At 61.3% G+C, this 16,873-nt stretch carries 20 protein-coding genes; 7 read left to right on the plus strand and 13 right to left on the minus strand.

Annotated elements, in window-relative coordinates; translation table 11 throughout:
- Positions 1-21 precede the first annotated feature (21 nt).
- Entirely contained in the window at positions 22-693 is a 672-nt protein-coding gene (gene lipB, locus LNV06_RS15315; RefSeq protein WP_263539166.1) for a lipoyl(octanoyl) transferase LipB, read from the minus strand.
- A gap of 105 nt (positions 694-798) precedes the next feature.
- Here lipB and LNV06_RS15320 point away from each other — a divergent pair, with 105 nt between their 5' ends.
- Positions 799-1,515, plus strand: coding sequence for a tetratricopeptide repeat protein (locus LNV06_RS15320; RefSeq protein WP_263539167.1), 717 nt, complete (start codon positions 799-801; stop codon positions 1,513-1,515).
- Positions 1,516-1,550: 35 nt separating this feature from the next.
- On the opposite strand, the gene LNV06_RS15325 is transcribed toward LNV06_RS15320, so the two are convergent.
- The 7 genes from LNV06_RS15325 to LNV06_RS15355 all read right to left on the minus strand — a co-directional run bounded on the left by LNV06_RS15325 (position 1,551) and on the right by LNV06_RS15355 (position 6,608).
- The gene (locus LNV06_RS15325; protein WP_263539168.1) at positions 1,551-1,853 is read right to left on the minus strand and encodes a DUF493 family protein; all 303 of its coding nucleotides are present in this window, start codon (positions 1,851-1,853) and stop codon (positions 1,551-1,553) included.
- Positions 1,854-1,893: 40 nt separating this feature from the next.
- Complete coding sequence (locus tag LNV06_RS15330; RefSeq protein WP_263539169.1) at positions 1,894-2,775, minus strand: D-amino acid aminotransferase; 882 nt, start codon at positions 2,773-2,775, stop codon at positions 1,894-1,896.
- 101 nt (positions 2,776-2,876) lie between these two features.
- A complete protein-coding gene (locus LNV06_RS15335) occupies positions 2,877-4,043 on the minus strand; it encodes a D-alanyl-D-alanine carboxypeptidase family protein (RefSeq protein ID WP_263539170.1) in 1,167 nt (388 codons plus the stop codon).
- Between the two features lie 18 nt (positions 4,044-4,061).
- Positions 4,062-4,682 carry an alpha/beta hydrolase gene (locus LNV06_RS15340; RefSeq protein ID WP_263539171.1) on the minus strand — a complete coding sequence of 207 codons (621 nt, stop codon included), beginning with the start codon at positions 4,680-4,682 and terminating at the stop codon, positions 4,062-4,064.
- A gap of 3 nt (positions 4,683-4,685) precedes the next feature.
- Positions 4,686-5,012, minus strand: a complete 327-nt coding sequence (locus tag LNV06_RS15345) for a (2Fe-2S) ferredoxin domain-containing protein (protein WP_263539172.1) — start codon at positions 5,010-5,012, stop codon at positions 4,686-4,688.
- Between the two features lie 58 nt (positions 5,013-5,070).
- Complete coding sequence (locus LNV06_RS15350) at positions 5,071-6,174, minus strand: VanZ family protein (protein WP_263539173.1); 1,104 nt, start codon at positions 6,172-6,174, stop codon at positions 5,071-5,073.
- 11 nt (positions 6,175-6,185) lie between these two features.
- Positions 6,186-6,608, minus strand: a complete 423-nt coding sequence (locus LNV06_RS15355; RefSeq protein WP_263539174.1) for a CopD family protein — start codon at positions 6,606-6,608, stop codon at positions 6,186-6,188.
- A gap of 284 nt (positions 6,609-6,892) precedes the next feature.
- Here LNV06_RS15355 and hemB point away from each other — a divergent pair, with 284 nt between their 5' ends.
- Both hemB and LNV06_RS15365 read left to right on the plus strand, forming a co-directional pair.
- Entirely contained in the window at positions 6,893-7,909 is a 1,017-nt protein-coding gene (hemB, locus tag LNV06_RS15360; protein ID WP_411970123.1) for a porphobilinogen synthase, read from the plus strand.
- Positions 7,909-9,006: a magnesium transporter CorA family protein gene (locus LNV06_RS15365; RefSeq protein ID WP_263539176.1), complete on the plus strand. Its 1,098-nt coding sequence runs from the start codon at positions 7,909-7,911 to the stop codon at positions 9,004-9,006. The genes hemB and LNV06_RS15365 overlap by 1 nt, the downstream gene beginning before the upstream one ends.
- Positions 9,007-9,016: 10 nt before the next feature.
- Here the strand turns inward: LNV06_RS15365 and ybeY are convergent, their stop codons facing one another.
- Together ybeY and LNV06_RS15375 are read right to left on the minus strand one after the other, a co-directional pair.
- A complete protein-coding gene (ybeY, locus tag LNV06_RS15370; RefSeq protein WP_263539177.1) occupies positions 9,017-9,463 on the minus strand; it encodes an rRNA maturation RNase YbeY in 447 nt (148 codons plus the stop codon).
- Positions 9,460-10,491, minus strand: coding sequence for a PhoH family protein (locus LNV06_RS15375; protein ID WP_263539178.1), 1,032 nt, complete (start codon positions 10,489-10,491; stop codon positions 9,460-9,462). The genes ybeY and LNV06_RS15375 overlap by 4 nt, the downstream gene beginning before the upstream one ends.
- Positions 10,492-10,756: 265 nt before the next feature.
- Between LNV06_RS15375 and LNV06_RS15380 the strand changes: the two genes are divergently transcribed.
- The 4 genes from LNV06_RS15380 (at position 10,757) to ruvB (ending at position 14,580) form a co-directional block, all read left to right on the plus strand.
- Complete coding sequence (locus LNV06_RS15380; protein WP_263539179.1) at positions 10,757-12,088, plus strand: sensor histidine kinase; 1,332 nt, start codon at positions 10,757-10,759, stop codon at positions 12,086-12,088.
- Positions 12,089-12,217: 129 nt separating this feature from the next.
- Positions 12,218-12,871: a response regulator gene (locus LNV06_RS15385; RefSeq protein WP_263539180.1), complete on the plus strand. Its 654-nt coding sequence runs from the start codon at positions 12,218-12,220 to the stop codon at positions 12,869-12,871.
- Positions 12,872-12,914: 43 nt separating this feature from the next.
- Complete coding sequence (gene ruvA / locus LNV06_RS15390; RefSeq protein WP_263539181.1) at positions 12,915-13,487, plus strand: Holliday junction branch migration protein RuvA; 573 nt, start codon at positions 12,915-12,917, stop codon at positions 13,485-13,487.
- A 22-nt stretch (positions 13,488-13,509) separates the two neighbouring features.
- A complete protein-coding gene (ruvB, locus tag LNV06_RS15395) occupies positions 13,510-14,580 on the plus strand; it encodes a Holliday junction branch migration DNA helicase RuvB (RefSeq protein WP_263539182.1) in 1,071 nt (356 codons plus the stop codon).
- Positions 14,581-14,682: 102 nt separating this feature from the next.
- On the opposite strand, the gene LNV06_RS15400 is transcribed toward ruvB, so the two are convergent.
- The 3 genes from LNV06_RS15400 to LNV06_RS15410 all read right to left on the minus strand — a co-directional run bounded on the left by LNV06_RS15400 (position 14,683) and on the right by LNV06_RS15410 (position 16,856).
- A complete protein-coding gene (locus LNV06_RS15400) occupies positions 14,683-15,618 on the minus strand; it encodes a porin (protein WP_263539183.1) in 936 nt (311 codons plus the stop codon).
- Between the two features lie 266 nt (positions 15,619-15,884).
- Positions 15,885-16,529: a histidine phosphatase family protein gene (locus LNV06_RS15405; RefSeq protein WP_263539184.1), complete on the minus strand. Its 645-nt coding sequence runs from the start codon at positions 16,527-16,529 to the stop codon at positions 15,885-15,887.
- 3 nt (positions 16,530-16,532) lie between these two features.
- Positions 16,533-16,856, minus strand: a complete 324-nt coding sequence (locus LNV06_RS15410) for a DUF1840 domain-containing protein (protein WP_263539185.1) — start codon at positions 16,854-16,856, stop codon at positions 16,533-16,535.
- Between the last annotated feature and the right edge of the window lie 17 nt (positions 16,857-16,873).

Here is a 16,873-nt window from a genome sequence, read left to right on the forward strand (position 1 = left end):
AGCCAAACTCCAAATGATCGTTCAGCCTTCGAGCTGGGCCTGCAGCCGCTCGCCGAAACGCTGGGCCACCTCGGGCCAATCCGCAAAAACCCCAAGTGTAACGAGGTCCACCGTCGCCAGACCCGCATAACCACAGGGGTTGATGCCGGCAAAGGGCTGCAAATCCATCGCCACATTCAGCGCCACACCGTGATAGGTGCAATGCCGGCTGACCTTGATGCCCAGGGCTGCCACCTTGCCCAGGCCGCGAAACGGGTCGAGCGGGTCGGCCGGGCCAGAGAGCGCCGCATGGTTGTGCGGGTCATTCAGCCGCACATAGATGCCAGGCGCGCCCGCCACCCGGTGGCCGGTGATGCCATAGGCGTCCAGCGTTTGAATCACCGCCGCTTCCAAGCGGAACACATACTCGCGGACGAAGTAGCCGGCCCGCTGCAGATTGATCATCGGGTAGGCCACCACCTGACCCGGCCCGTGATAGGTCACCTGCCCGCCTCGGTTGGTCTGCACCACCGGGATGCCGCCGGCCTGCAGCACATGGTCGGCTTTGCCTGCCAAACCTTGGGTATAGGTCGGCGGATGTTCGCAAAGCCAGAGTTCATCGGGAGTATCGGGCCCACGCGACTCAGTGAACTCGCGCATCGCCTCTACAGTGGGCGCATAGTCCACGCGCCCCAAGTTCTTCACAACAATCATGGCCGAATAGTAGCGCCAGCCTGTAAGGCCTTGGCCGCCACGAGCGACTGAGTTTGGGTTAGCGTGAGCGCCTCAACGCTCATGCCCTGCCACCCGAGGACCACGATGCCAACGATTCACTCGCCCAAGTTTGCAAGCCTGAGGACCAGCAGCGCGATCAGCGCCCTGCTGGCGGCCTTGCTGCTCAGCCCCTTTTTAAGCCATGCGGAAAGCCATGCACAAAGCTCCGCGCAAAACGACCCGCTGGCGCAGGCTTTGGCCGCCTATGAGGGCGGCGATCTGCCCGCTGCCGCGCGCGGCTTTGCGGCGCTCTCAGCCAAGCGGGCGCCGCTGGGCGACTACAACCTGGCCATGATGCATCTGCGCAGCGAGTTGCCCAAGCCCGACCCACGGGTGGCCAAGCGACTGCTGGAGCGCGCCGCCGGCCATGGCCTGATCCGAGCCGAACTGGCACTGGGTCAGCTGTATGAGCAAGGCGTGCTGGGCAAGCCGGATTTGAAGCGCTCCACCCATTGGTTTGCGCGAGCTGCGGAGCACGGCAGCAGCGATGGGCAAGTGGCATTGGCCACCGCCTACTACCTAGGTCGCGGCGCGCCACAAGACATGCGCCTGGCGGCGCGCTGGTACCGCGAGGCGGCCACCGGCGGCGATGTGGGCGCGCAATACCTGCTAGCCTCGATGTACGAAAGCGGGCTGGGGTTGGAGGCGGATTTGCGTCTGGCGCGCTACTGGTACGACATCGCCGCCCGCAATGGCGATGAGGCCGCGCCAAGCAAGGTCTTGGACCTGGACCGGCGCCTGGCGGGCGAGTCGTCGACCTGAAGCGCTCGGCCTGACTCGATGAGTCTCTGTGAGCTTTAAAGCACCACCTTGACCATGGGGTGGGTGCTGAGCGTGCGGTACAACTCGTCGAGTTGCTCTCGACTGGTGGCGGTGACGGTGATCGTCAGGCCCAGGTAGTTGCCGCCCTTGCTGGGGCGGCGCTCGATTGTTGCGGCATCAAATTCTGGGTCGAACTGCAGCGCGACCTGCGCGATCGCCTCCACAAATCCCTCCACATGGCTGCCCATCACTTTGATGGGGAAGCGCGAGGGGTATTCGATCAAAGACTGCTCGGGCGGAATGTCCGGCGGCGGATTCATGGGGGGCAGATTACTCATCGTCTGACTCTCAAATTTTTCTCAAAATCTCTTCAAATTCTTAAATAGACTGCAGCAGCTTGGCGCGCTGGTAGGCCTCATACAACCGGGCGTACACCGGACCGGGCTTGCCGCGCAGAGCGCCATGTCCGACCGCTTGATGATCCAAGGTCGTCACCGGCAAGACCTCTTTGGTGGCGGAGCTGAGGATGACTTCGTCAGCTGCAAACAGCTCGGCCTCGGAAATGGGTCGCAGGTTGTAGCCAATGCCCACTTCTTCGCACAGCTCTTTCAGCAGCTCGACTCGAATGCCTTCGAGCACCTGCTCACTTTTGGGCGGCCCCAGCAAGGCGCCTTCCTTGACGATCCAGACATTCGAAGCCGAGGCCTCGGTCAGAAAGCCGTCGCGCAAGAGAATCGTCTCCATCGCGCCTTGGTCCGCCGAAATCTGGCGGGCCAACACATTGCCCAGCAGCGAGGTGCTTTTGATATCGCCGCGCTCCCAACGGAAGTCGCGTGCGCTGACGCAGCTCACGCCGTGGTGCCGCTCTTCGGCCGAGATGGGCTTCGCTGCGCTGCTGTAGGCGAATAGGGTCGGCTGAATGCCGGTCGGCATCACATGGTTGCGCGGCGCCACGCCACGGCTCACCTGCAAATAGACCGCCTGATCTTCGGCATCGACCTTAGAGATCAGCTTGCGCGCAATCTCCAGCCACTCCGCCCGTAGCAAGGGGCTGATGATGCGCAACTTGGCGAGGCTGCGTTCAAAGCGATCCATATGCGCTTCAAAACGGAACAGGCGGCGGCCATAGACCGGAAGCATTTCATAGGCGCCGTCCCCAAAGATGAAGCCGCGGTCCATCACCGAGATTTTGGCCTCGGCCAGGGGCGTGTACTCGCCATTCAAATAGCAGTACACCTCGGGCAAAGCGTGAGTCTTCATGCGGCGTCCTCCTGATCCTGTTCAAGCCAAGCGCGGCGGATAGGCCGCCACTCCGAGAGTATCCAAAGACTATCGCAGTGAGAGGCCCAGGTCAGCAGGATTTACTTGATCCAAAGCCGGATGGCATCCCAGGCGCGACCAAAAATGCCGGCCATGGGCACGGCCTCTTGTACCACCAAGGGCACCTCGGCCACGGCCACACCGGCCGTCGTCGTCACTTTCAGGGTGCCGACGCGTTGCCCCTTGGTCAAGGGCGCGACCAGCGGGTCGGTGCGCTCCACCTTGGTCTGCAGCTTGGCACCATCGCCACGCGGCACGGCCACAAAGACGGCGCTGGCAGCGCCCAGCTTAGCCTCGCGCGCCACGCCCTTCCAGACCGGCACGGTGCTGATGGCCTGGCCGTCTTCGAACAAACGCACTGCATCAAAGGCCGAGTAGCCCCAGTTCAGCAGCTTCTGACTTTCGCTGGCGCGGGCTTCTTTGGAGGCCGTGCCCATCACGACGCTGAGCAGGCGGCGCTTGCCATTCGGGAACTCGCGCTGGGCGCTGGCCACCAGGCAGTAGCCGGCTGCTTCGGTATAGCCGGTCTTCATGCCGTCCACACTGGGGTCGCGGCGCAGCAGCAAATTGCGGTTGTCTTGGCGAATCTTGTTGAAGGTGTAATCGCGCTGCGAGTAGTAGTTGTAGTACTGCGGGAAGTCGCGAATCAGGTTGGAGGCGATCACCGACAGGTCCCGCGCACTGCTGCGGTGTCCTGGCTCGGTCATGCCGGTCACGTTCTTGAACTCAGTATTCTTCAAGCCCCAGGCCTGCGCTTGACGATTCATCATTGCAACGAATTGCTCGACGGTGCCGCCCACGCCTTCGGCCAGGGCGACCGAGGCGTCATTGCCGGACTGGATGATCATGCCGCGCAGCAGTTCATCGACCTTAGGCGTCATCGTGGTGTCGATGAACATCAGCGAGGGGTCGCCCTTGCGTTCGTCCCAAGCGCGCTTGGACACGTTCAGCGGCTGCTCCAAGGTCAGGCGCTTGTCGCGCAAGGCGCCGAAGACGATGTAAGCCGTCATCAGCTTGGTCAGCGAAGCTGGGTCGTTAGGCGTATCGGCATCACGCTCGGTCAGCACTCGGTTGGCCGACATGTCCAGCAGCAAATAGCTGCGTGCGGCAATTTCAGGTGCTTGTGGCGCCTGTGCTTGCGCCGGCAGCGTGGCGATAGCAGTTGCGGCGGCCAGAACAAAAGCGATCAGTCGTTTCAATATCATCATCAAGAGGTCTCGGGGAAATCAGGCCTGCCAGTTGCGAAGCACGATGTTCTTCAGCAATGGCAATTGCCCATGGAAAAAATGTCCAACGCCGGGCACCACCACAATCGGCAAGGCCTGGGGACGTGCCCAGTCCAACACCGAATTGAGCGGCACCACATCGTCCTGCTCGCCGTGAATGACCAAGGTGTCGGCCGGCACGGTGGCCGTGTTGAAACGGCTGGTAGCGGGGCCAACCAAAACCAAGCGTTGCGCTCGCTGAGCTTCAGGCAAACGCAAGGCGGCTTGCGTCGTCACGAAGGCACCGAATGAAAAACCGGCAAGTACCAAGGGTTCGTCCGCTTCGCGAACAGCGGCCAGAACAGCCAAGGCATCATCAATCTCGCCCCGCCCTTCGTCCCAGGCCCCCTCGGACTTGCCGATGCCGCGGAAATTGAAGCGAGCAGCGCGGTAGCCTAACTGCACAAACGTACGGGCCAAGGTTTGCACCACCTTGTTGTCCATGGTGCCGCCCTGGGTCGGATTCGGATGACAGATCAGGGCCAGGCCGCGTGGCGTGATCTCGGCGCCAGGCCGGTCAATCGCACATTCGATCAAACCCGCTGGGCCTGCGATCAGCCGCTTTTCAGTTTGCGCATTCACCGCTCAGAGCCCAACGTTGTCGGGCAGGACCAGACGTTCAACCACTTCGCCGTTCTTCAAGTGTTTATCGACGATCTCGTCGATATCACTCTGATCCACATAGGTGTACCAGGTGGCATCGGGGTAGACCACGGCCACGGGGCCACCCGCGCAGCGATGCAAGCAGCCAGCCTTGTTGACGCGCACGCCGCCCACGTCGGCCAGACCCAAGTCCCGCACGCGCGCTTTGCAATGCTCAAAGCCGGCTTGCGCGCCCTGCTGGGCGCAGCTGTCTTTGCCGCTGTCGCGTTCGTTGAGACAGAAGAAGATGTGTCGCTTGAAATAGCTCATGCCGCTATTGTAGGGACGGGGCCATCCATGCCCAGTGGCGGCTGCGGAGAAACCCTGCCTAGACCTCGCGCCGCCCTATCAGCGTCAACAGCCAGGCGACGGCGGCAAAGGGCCAGATCCAACCCACCCATTCCGCCAAACCATAAAGATTGACAAAGCGGCTCTGCTCCCAAGTCTGCAGGCGCTGCGCAAGATAGGGGTCGGACGGTGCCTGGCTGACCAAGGCGATCAAGGCACACATGACCACCAAGCCAAGCGCCGCGCACACTCGACGCGGCAGCAATACCGCCACCAAGCTGAGCAGCACGCCGGCCGCCAAACCTGGCCAGGTGGCCAAAGTCAACCAAGCCCAGGTGTTCTGCGGCCCGAAATTCAGCCCGGTGGACAGAGCCGTGACCATGACGCCGATCAAGGCCGCGCCTAGCACCAGAATGACGCGCCGCCATAGCCCTTTCGAGACCGAAAGCACCAACAAGCCCGGAGCCATCACGCCCAGAGCAATCGTGATGGCCTCCAAGCCTGGCGGAAGCGCACGAATCTCATCGACCAAACTGTCGGACCATTGCAAGGCCCAAGGTGTGCCAGCCAGCAAGTCTTGAGCTGTCGATTGCAAATGCGGCAACCATTGCCCGAGGGCGAGCGGAATCGGGGCCGGGAACAAAAGGCCCAAAGGCCACAGGGCCAGTAGCGCCAGCGCGCCGGCGCAATGGGGCTGAAACCAGTACTCACGCACATCGTGCCAGCGGCGCAAGCCACCAAAGGCATTCAAAAGCACACCGGCCAGCATGCCCACCAAAGCACCTACGGCGTTCAGCAGCCAGTCCGCCAGTGATGGAACCCGCGAAGGCAGAAAGTACTGACCGAACTCCATGGCATAGGACAACAAAGGCCCCGGCAAAACGCCCAGGGCGACACTGCCCCCTAAGCCCCAACCACTGCGCAACCCCGCCGCCAAGCCCAAAAAGCCAAGTGGCAAATAGCCAAGCAAATTGATGTACTGATCGAAGAGGCCAAAGTAGCGTGGCCAGGGCAGGCTCAGCATGCCCTCCAGCGTCAAGCCAGGCGGCCAGACCCAGGGACCGAAAGGGTACAAGCTGGCATAAACAATCAAGGCTGCATAGGCCAAAAGCAGCCAAGTCGCAGAGCTTTGCCGGCGCACCATAAGCCCTCAGCTCAGAAGGGCTTCACCACCACCAAGACCACAATGGCGGCAAAGGCCAGCACCGACACCTCGTTGAAGATGCGAAACCAGCGATGGCTGCGGCGGTTGTTGTGCTGCTCGAAGCTGCGCAGCAGGCGGCGGCAGTAAAAGTGGTAAGCCAGCACCAAACCGACCAGCAAAAGCTTCAGGTGCAACCAGCCGCGGTTGAAGCCCTGGAAGTTCTCCATCAAGAGCCAAGTGCCGAGCGCCAGCGCCGGCAGCATCAGCAAGCTCATGAATCGGTACAGCTTGCCCGCCATCAAGAGCAGGCGCTCACGTTCAGCGTGGCTGTCCGCCGGTACCATGGCCAGATTGACAAAGAATCGTGGCAGATTGAACAAGCCGGCAAACCAGGCGGCGACGAAAACAATGTGAAAAGCTTTGATCCAGAGCATCGGCCAATTATGTGGGATGGTAGAAACTCACCGAAAAGCAAGCGCCACGGCTGCCATGGACAAAAAAAAGCCCCGGCTACACAGCCGGGGCGATAAAGCCTTTTCGCTGTCATCACGCAAAGGCTCCTGCTCAGGGAGGAAAAGCAGGGAACGACCACCTTGCGGCTATCATTCAAAGTGAATATTAACAGAAACGACACAGCTTTGTCAGCTGGGTATGTCCCTTAGATTGCCCAGTCCCGCACAAAACGCCCGAGTTGCTTGAATTTCGACGGAGTTTGCACTTGTCCCGCTCTACCTTGAACCCTGCGCCCTTCCCTGCCAGTCGTCCTCGTCGCCTGCGCCGCGATGCCTTCACTCGAGCCCTGGTCCGCGAACATGGCCTGCGCGCCAGCGACTTGATCTTGCCGGTGTTTGTGCACGAGGGCGTTGATCGGGTGGAGCCCGTCTTGTCCATGCCCGGCGTGGCCCGACTGAGTTTGGACCGTTTGCTCGTCGTGGCCCAGGAGTGCGTGGATCTAGGCATCCCGGTGCTGGCCTTGTTCCCCGTCATTGATGCGGCGCTGAAGACGCCCGACGGCGCCGAAGCCGCCAACCCCGACGGTTTGGTGCCGCGAGTGGTGCGCGCTTTGAAAGAAAAAGTCCCGGGCTTGGGCATCTTGACCGATGTGGCGCTGGACCCTTACACCAGCCACGGCCAAGACGGCGTGTTGGACGAAACAGGCTACATCCTGAATGACCCCACGGTCGAGATGCTCTGCCGCCAGGCCTTGGTGCAGGCCGAGGCAGGCGTCGACATCGTGGCCCCCAGCGACATGATGGACGGCCGCATCGGCGCGATTCGCCAAGCTTTGGAGGCCAAGGGCCACATCCACACCCGCATCATGGCCTACAGCGCCAAGTACGCCAGTGCCTTTTACGGCCCCTTCCGGGATGCGGTGGGTTCGGCCGCCAACCTGGGCAAGGCCGACAAAAAGACCTACCAGATGGACCCCGGCAACAGCGATGAAGCGCTGCGCGAGGTGGCGCTCGACATCGCCGAAGGCGCCGACATGGTGATGGTCAAGCCAGGCATGCCTTATCTGGACATCGTGCGCCGCGTCAAGGACGAGTTCCGCGTGCCGACTTTTGCGTATCAGGTCAGCGGCGAATACGCCATGATGAAAGCCGCGGCCGCCAATGGTTGGCTGGACCATGATGCGGTGATGATGGAGTCGCTGCTGGCCTTCAAGCGCGCCGGCGCAGACGGCGTGTTGAGCTACTTTGCCCTGGAGGCGGCGCGCTTGCTGAAGAAGGGCTGATGCGGATCTTCCACATCCACGACGACCGTTTCACCGAGCTGGGCCAACTCCCCGCCGACCTGCCCGAATCAGGCTTTCTCTGGCTGGGCTGTGGGCGACGGGAGTTCGAGTTGCAGCACCTGGAGGTGCAGCTGAGCCTGCAGCGTTGGGGCTGCGGGCCCTTGGTCGACCTGCATGTGGCCGATCTGCTGAACAACCAACTGCCTTCGCACTTTGACTACACCTCTTGGTACGACCTGCTGATTTTTCGGCGGCTGGCGGCAGCACCGGGCAGCGAAGAGTTGTTCGTGGACGATGAGCATGGCACTTTGGCCAGTGCACAAAAAGCCTTCCGAGCCATTGACACCAGCCCGGTCGGCTTTGCCGTCTATGACCGCGTCCTGCTGACGGTGCACCCCACCGATTGCGCAGTGCGCGACTATTTCGCCAGCAAGCTGGGCGCGCTGACCGAGGGGCGTGATTTGCGCGGCAGCTCCCGACTGCCCAACAGCTCGGCCGAGTTGATGCTGCGCATGGTCAACCACATGGTGGACAGCTATCTGGAGCTGCGGCGCTTGCTGACGCGCCAGATGGGCACGCTGCAGCGCGCCCTGATGGATTCAAGGCACGAGTTCAATCAATGGCCGCTCTTGCTGGAGTCGCGTGACGCCTTGCATCGCCTCGAAGACACCTGTGAAGACCAGCGCAGCGCCATGCAAGAGTGGATCGACGTGCTGGACGATTGGCCAGCCAGCACCGACCCAAGCACGCAGCGCGAGCGCGAATTGCTGCGGGTGCGTTCGCGTGATGTGCTGGAGCACATCGAACGGGTACTCAGCCATGTGCGACGCATGGAGTCCTCCTCCGAATCCGCGGTGCAGATGCACTTCTCGGCACTGGGCCACCGCACCAACAACATCATGCGCACGCTGACCGTGCTGACCGCGATCTTTTTGCCGCTGAACCTTATCACCGGCATCTTCGGGATGAACTTCGACAGCCTGCCGCTGATTCACCGCGCCACCGGCTTCTGGATCGCTTTTGGCGTGATGGCGCTGGTAGCCCTTTTGCTAGGCGCCTTTTTCTGGCGAAAGCGCTACTTGGGCACGCAACGCTGAAGTCGCAAACTCAGGCGCGCCGGTAGGGATCAGCAAAGCCCAGGGCCAGGAGAATTTCAGACTCTCGGGCTTCCATGCATTCGGCTTCGTCGTCTTCTTCGTGGTCATAACCCTGCGCATGCAGGGTGCCATGCACCAGCATATGGGCGTAGTGGGCCGCGATATCGATGCCTGCCTCTTGGGCTTCGCGCTCCACCACTTCGGCGCAGATGACCAAGTCCGCCGTCACCACCGGCTCATGGCTGTAGTCAAAGGTCAGCACATTGGTGGCGTAGTCCTTGCTGCGAAAGTCGCGATTCAGGGCTTGCCCCTCTTCGGCATCAACAATACGAACGGTGATTTCGCCCGGCAATTCCAAGGCGGCGCGGATCCAGCGCTGCACCTTGTGGCGAGGCAACAGCGCCCGGTGGCGCGAGTCCGCAAACTGCAAAGACAGGCTCAGTTCGGCTAGGCTCATAGCGGGGCTCCCTTCTCTGTCTTGCTCAGTTTGGCTTCGGCTGCGGAGCGCGCCTCGTAGGCTTCCACAATGCGGGCCACCAGCGGATGACGCACCACGTCGGCGCTGGTGAATCGGGTCATCGCGATGCCCTTGACCTTGGCCAGCACCCGCTCGGCATCCACCAAGCCGCTGGTCGTGCCGCGTGGCAAATCCACCTGGCTGGTATCTCCGGTAACCACACATTTGCTGCCAAAGCCGATGCGGGTCAGGAACATCTTCATCTGCTCCGGCGTGGTGTTTTGCGCCTCGTCCAAAATCACAAAGGCGTGGTTGAGCGTGCGTCCGCGCATAAAGGCCAACGGCGCCACCTCCAGCAAGCCTTTCTCGAAGGCCTTGGTGACGCGATCAAAGCCCATCAAGTCATACAGCGCGTCATACAGCGGGCGCAGATAGGGATCGACCTTTTGAGTCAGGTCGCCGGGCAGAAAACCCAAGCGCTCGCCGGCCTCCACCGCGGGGCGCGTCAGGATGATGCGCTGCACCGAACTGCGCTCCAGCGCGTCCACCGCGCAAGCCACGGCCAAAAAAGTCTTGCCGGTGCCGGCCGGGCCTAGGCCGAAAGTGATGTCATGGGCCAGGATGTGCCGCAAGTACTCATGCTGGCGCGGCGTACGACCAGCCAGATCGGCCCGGCGGGTGCGCAGGACGAGGGCTTCTGGCGCTGCACTCGCCACACTCGGCACATCGGCAGCAGCGCCGGCCCGTTTGCGCTTGAGAGCAGGTTTCAAGTCTCCCGCGGCTTCCGCCAAAGCCAGCTGAAAAATCTCTGGTGCGATCGCGCGCCGAGCGCGCTCGTACAGGCTTTGCATCAACTGCAAACTGCGCTCGGCCGCGGCCTTGGGGCCTTCAATCCGAAAATTCTCATGCTGCCGCAGGATTCGAACGCCCATGCTGGCTTCGATCTGCCGCAAATGCTCGTCCAGGCTGCCACAGAGATGGGCCAGGCGGCGGTTGTCCACCGGGGCGAATTCATGGCGAAAAATCACAAAAAGCTTTCTTTCAAACGCGTGAAGCAAGAAGCACATTGTCGCCCGAGCAAGTACGGAGGCGAAGCGGGGTCTGCGTCCTGCACAATCGCCCCCCATGCATTGCTCGACACATTCAGATACATCGCCTGACTCGACGACCAAACCTGGCTTGGCGAGATGCGGTCCGGCGGCATTGGCCTCCGTCCTCTTGCTCCTGTTGCCGGCAGCCGCGCTGGCACAAACCTCTCCAGTCGTAACGAGCACCTCAGGCGGACTAGATGTGTTGCCCTGGATCCAAACCTTGCTGGCCGGCATGGCGCTGATGATGAGTGCGTCCACCGGCCTGATCGCCTATGGGCATGCCGCCGACCGCAACACCGGCTATTTGAGTGCGGCCCTGCTGGCGGGCGCCTTGTGGGGCGTGCTGCCGACTTTTGCGGCTTACTTGGCTTTGCCGCCAGCAACGCAGGCGCTGCTGGCATTGGCCTTGCTGGCCGCGGCCACTTGGGCGTCGGTGCAGTACCTGCTGCATCAAATTGCCGCATCCCGAACCTGGATTGGGCGCGTCTTACGCTTGCAAGTACTGGCTGCGCCGCTAAGCCTTTTGCTGGCACCGCCAGCCTTGGCAAACGGCGCGCAGCGAGCTTGGTATGCCTTGTTGAGCCTAGAACTGCTTTTGGCGATCGTTCGTCACTTGAGCGTTCGGCGGCGCAGGCATAAGGCCAGTGCGAACCCCACAGCCTTGCAAGCACGCGAGCTTGGAATCGCAAGCGGCTTGCTGGGCGCGGCAGCGGCATCGCTGATCTTGACCCTGGCGTACTCACTGAGCGGTTTTCCTAGCGATCCGCTCTCCGCCCTGTTCTCTTTCATGACCCTGTGTTTGCCTCTGGCCTTGCTCGGCCATGGCTTATTGGCCACGCTCGCCTTGGCTCAAGCACGCAAGACCGCCGAAGCCCAGCAAGATCAGCTGGAACAAGCCATGATCGAGCGCGTAGCTGAAGTGGAGCGCAGTTTTGGCGAGATGGCCGAGCAAAAACTCGAGCAAGTGACCGAACGTGAGCGCAAACGCATCGCCGCCGACCTGCATGACGATTTGGGCGCCAAGTTGCTGACCATCGTTCACACCAGCGAATCGGATCGCATTTCCACCTTGGCCCGAGAGGCACTGGAGGAAATGCGCTTGTCCGTGCGCGGCCTGACCGGCAAGCCGGTGCAACTGCTGGACGCCTTGGGCGATTGGCGCGCCGAGGTGGTCTCGCGCTTGGGGCAGGCCAATATCTTGGCGGAATGGAAGTCGCCGGCTGAAGACATCGTCCACACCCTGCCCGCGCGAGCTTACGTGCAAACCACACGGATCTTCCGCGAAGCCGTCAGCAACATCATCAAGCACAGCGGCGGCACGCATTGCACGATCAGTTGCAATGTGCAGGACGGCGACTTCATGGTGGTCATTCAAGACAATGGCCAAGGGATTCCGGCCGAACTGGATGGGCGACTGGACCGCGGTCACGGCATGGCCAGCATGAAGTCGCGTGCCAAACAGATGCATGGCCAATGTCTGGTGGAGTCGGGTCCAGGCTGGGGAACCGTGATTCGTCTCACGATTCCGCTCTGAACATCGCAGGATTCGCAGGCAAGCCACTCAGGCAAGTTGGCAGCCTGCCGATAAAGCCTTACTGTTACGGCTGCGTCTGGAGCCTGAGGCAATCCGCCACAGGCCGGCACCGAAGCGACCGAGAACCCCATGGATCACATCCTCTTGCTTGAAGACATTCCTGAAATCCGCGCCTGGTTGAAGGCGCTGATCAAGCAGGTGTTCGCCAACGCACAAATCACCGAATGCTCGCGCGTGCAAGATGCTCTGAGCCTGGTCAACAGTCAGCGCTTCAATCTGGCCCTGCTGGACCTGGGTTTGCCGGATGGATCCGGCGTCGATGTGATTGCCGCGCTGCGTGAGCGCCAGCCCGAGGCGCAATCAGTCATTGTGACCATTCATGACGATGACGAACATTTGTTCCCAGCGCTGCAGGCGGGCGCCTTCGGCTATTTGCTGAAAGAGCAGTCACGCGAGTTGTTGGTCGAACAATTGCAACGCATGAGCCAGGGCGAACCGCCGCTGTCACCCTCGATTGCGCGCAAGGTGATCTCCTATTTCGCCAAACAGAACCGGCCGCAAGCCGCGGCGCTGCTGCACGAAGTGTCGTTGACGGACCGCGAAACCGAGGTGCTGCTGCGCGTGGCCAAGGGCTTCACTTTGCCCGAGATCGGCGTGCAGCTCGGCCTGTCGCGCCACACCATCGCCGACTATGTGAAGCAAATCTACCGCAAGCTGAACGTCTCTTCTCGCGCCGAAGCCGCCTTGGAAGCACAGCGCCTGGGCTTGTTCGGCAGGAACTGAAGCCCAACCCCGATCGAGAGGATATCGGCTGGATAATGGGCCGATGATCGGAAGACTGACAGGCGTCATCGCGGAAAAATCGCCCCCGCTGGTTCTCATCGATGTGCAAGGCGTCGGCTACGAAGTCGACGTGCCGATGAGCACCTTCTACAACCTCGGCAATTTGGGAGACAAGGTCTCGCTGCTGACCCATTTTGTGGTGCGCGAAGATGCCCAGATCCTGTTTGGCTTCCTCAGCCAAGAAGAGCGCGCCACCTTCCGTCAACTGATCAAGATCAGCGGCGTCGGGCCCCGCATGGCCTTGTCGCTTTTGTCCGGCCTGTCTGTGGCCGAACTGGCCCAAGCCGTCGCACAGCAGCAAAGTGCCCGCCTCGTGAAAGTGCCCGGCATCGGCAAAAAGACGGCAGAGCGCCTCTTGCTGGAGCTGAAAGGCAAATTGGGGCCGGATCTCGGCGCGCCCGTCAGCATTGCCAACGACAACCAGGGCGACATCCTGCAAGCCTTGGTCGCCCTGGGGTACAGCGAGAAAGAGGCCGCGCTGGCCCTCAAGGCCTTGCCGCCCGATGTGGGTGTAAGCGAGGGCATCAAGCTGGCGCTCAAGGCGCTGTCCCGTTGAATAGCCGGCCAAGCCTCTTGTCATGAGCATACAAACCGACGACTTTGCCAGCCCGTTCAGCCCGCCAAGCGCGACACGGGTGATCAGCGCCGCGCCAGCCTCTCCCAAGGAGGAAGCGATTGAGCGCGCGCTGCGACCCAAATTGCTGGACGAATACGTCGGCCAGACCAAGGCGCGCGAGCAATTGGAGATCTTCATAGGCGCCGCCCGCAAGCGCGACGAAGCTATGGATCATGTGCTGCTGTTCGGTCCGCCAGGCCTGGGCAAGACCACCTTGTCCCACATCATCGCCGCGGAGTTGGGCGTGAACCTGCGCCAGACCTCGGGGCCTGTTTTGGAGAAACCCAAAGACCTGGCGGCCATCCTGACCAATCTCGAGAAGAACGATGTGCTCTTCATCGACGAGATTCACCGGCTCTCACCGGTGGTGGAAGAAATCCTCTACCCGGCGCTGGAGGACTACCAGATCGACATCATGATCGGCGAAGGCCCAGCCGCCCGCTCCATCAAACTGGACCTGCAGCCCTTCACCTTGGTTGGCGCCACCACCCGCGCCGGCATGCTGACGAACCCGCTGCGCGACCGCTTTGGCATCGTGGCGCGGCTCGAGTTCTATACCGATGTCGAACTGCAACGCATCGTCACCCGATCCGCTGCCCTGCTGAACACGCCGATGGATGCGGAAGGGGCGATGGAAATTGCCCGTCGCTCACGCGGCACCCCGCGTATCGCCAACCGTTTGCTGCGCCGTGTCCGAGATTACGCCGAGGTCAAAGGCAATGGCCATATCGGCAAAAACATTGCCGACAAAGCCCTGGCCATGCTGGATGTGGACCCGCGCGGCTTCGACCTGATGGACCGCAAATTACTGGAAGCCATCGTGCACCGCTTTGACGGCGGGCCCGTTGGGCTGGAGAACGTTGCGTCCGCCATTGGCGAAGAAGCCGGCACCATCGAAGACGTGATCGAGCCCTATTTGATTCAACAAGGCTTTTTGCAGCGCACACCGCGTGGCCGCATTGCCACCTTGGCCGCCTTCAGGCATTTGGGAGTTACACCTCCGAAAGCCAGTGGCGCTTTGTTCGAAGAGTAGCAAGCAGCCGCCGCCTGTCAACCGGCGGCTATTCCCAAGCCCGCCTCTTTAGGCATAAAAAAAGCGACCCGAAGGTCGCTTTTTTGATTCTGTCGCGAACGATCAGAAGTTGTGGCGGACGCCAACAGCGAAGGAGTCCAGGTCGCCCATCTTGGTGTTGTTGACGTCCACAGCAGTGTAGAAGCCATACACCTTGGTGCGCTTGCTCAGGTTGTAGTTGTAAGCCACGGTGTATTGCTTGGCTCCGTTGTTGCCAAACGAACCACCAGCCTTGGTGCCACCAACGTTCAGGTGGAACTCAGACGCGCCCAGCGCGTACATGGCAGACACGCGGCCAACGTCACGGGTGGCATTGCTGCCCACGCCCATGTCCTCACGCTGGTAGTAGCCGCCGAAAGTGAAAGCACCCAGCTCATACAGGCCGCGGACTGCGAACTGCTTGGCTTCGCCTTGCTTGCTGTAGCCAGCGCCCAGATGCACAGGACCCATGTCGTAGTTAGCCGACAGGTCGAAGGCGCGCTCGTCGCCCTTGGCGCCTTCACCAGCGTGAGCGGTGATTTCAGCAGAGAAACCAGCGTAGGTCGGGGTGAAGTAGCCAACCTTGTTGGTGCTTGTCCAACCAGCGCCCGAGTACAACTTGTCTTCCGAGTTGCCGGTGTCGTGGTTGTGCATGGAGATGTAGTCAGCGGTCGCGAAGTACGAACCGTTGGTCCAACGACCCAGCTTGACTGCACCGAAGTTACCGCTCAGTTGAACAGCAGCTTCACGGTTCCAGAAGGCAGAGTTCGAAGCCTTGCCGTCATCGGAGTTCAGGCCGTGTTCCAGCAGGAACTGAGCCTTCAGGCCGCCGCCCAGATCTTCCGTGCCCTTGAAGCCCAGGCGCGAGTTGTTGTTGAACACGGTCGCAACGCGATCGCCGCCGTTCGTGGAAATGCTTTCCACGGAAGTATTGATACGGCCCCACAGGGTGACCGAGCTTTGAGCGAATGCGGGGGCGGCGAATGCTGCAACAGCTGCCACGAGAGCGATCTTTTTCATCGTATGCCTTTGTGAGTTGAAATTGAGCTGAGCTTGAGGGCCCGGTCTTCTGCGCAATGTGGCGTGAGTATAGAAGTCACCGGCGGAGCCCGCAGCATTTCGACGCGAAATTGCAACACTTAACTGCTACACCCCTAAGCATGCGCTCTAGCACTTGTCAGAGACGCAAAAAAGTAACGGGCAGCCTCTGCGTGACCGCGAGCAAATAGGCCGTCGCAGCACTCCTGCAAACGCGAATCATGCGCTTGCTCAGGGAGCTTTTGGCACTAGGCCTCGCACTCCAAACCGTCGAGATGTGCGTGGTCATGCCAGCCGATCAGGCGAAAACCACCTGAGGCATACAAAAGTCGGTTGATGCTGGCATTGCCCAAAACCCAGCTGCGCGGCGCTTGTAAAGATTGACCCGTCGCAGCTCGGTAGAGACAGTCCAGCACCCCACCATGGCTGACCACCACCAAAGTCTGGCCCTGGTGCGCTTCGGCCAGCCTCTGCAGAGCAGCGACGCTGCGCCGGTAAAAATCACCCAGTGACTCTCCGCCTGGCGGACCGAAGTCCTCCTCGCGCCGGCGCCAACGCTCACTTTGCTCGGGCGACTGTTCGGTAATCTGTTGCCAAGTCAGGCCCTCAAAAACGCCAAATGCCCGTTCCCGTAAATCAGGGTCCAACTGCAAGGCCGGCAAGTCGGGGCGAAGCTGAAAAAGCGCTTCGGCGGTCTGTGCCGCACGTGACAAATCACTTGCGTAAACCGCATCAATCGTTTCGTCCTGCAAAGCCTTGGCCAAACGCTCAGCCTGCAGCACGCCCAAAGGGCTTAGGCCAATGTCGGTATGCCCTTGGATTCGGGCGGCACGGTTCCACAAGGTCTCGCCGTGCCGGATGGCAAGAATGCGTGTACTGCTGTCGAGCGGCATCACTCAAACGCCCCAAAGCACCGGTTCACCCTCTGTGTGACTGTGGCGCATCAACTCAATCAAAGGCCACACCCGTTGCCGCAGGCTGATGCCTTCGCGCCGGGGAGCTGGCTCGCCGGCCGCCAGGGCTTCGGCCTGAACAGCAGCGAAAGCGGCATCGTCATCTTTTGCGGCCTGCTCCAACTGATGCATCGCCAGCGGTAGATCATCAGCAGGCAGCAGGCCTTGCGCCGAGGGTTCTCGGCCCATGAGGGTCAGCATCTGATCCCCTTGTGGGCCCAGCATGATGACGTCAGCGCCCGCCTTTGACTTGAACTTGTAAATCATGGTGCTCCCTCAAGAAT

The sequence above is a fragment of the Paucibacter sp. Y2R2-4 genome (assembly GCF_025717535.1).
Taxonomy (GTDB): domain Bacteria; phylum Pseudomonadota; class Gammaproteobacteria; order Burkholderiales; family Burkholderiaceae_C; genus Paucibacter_A.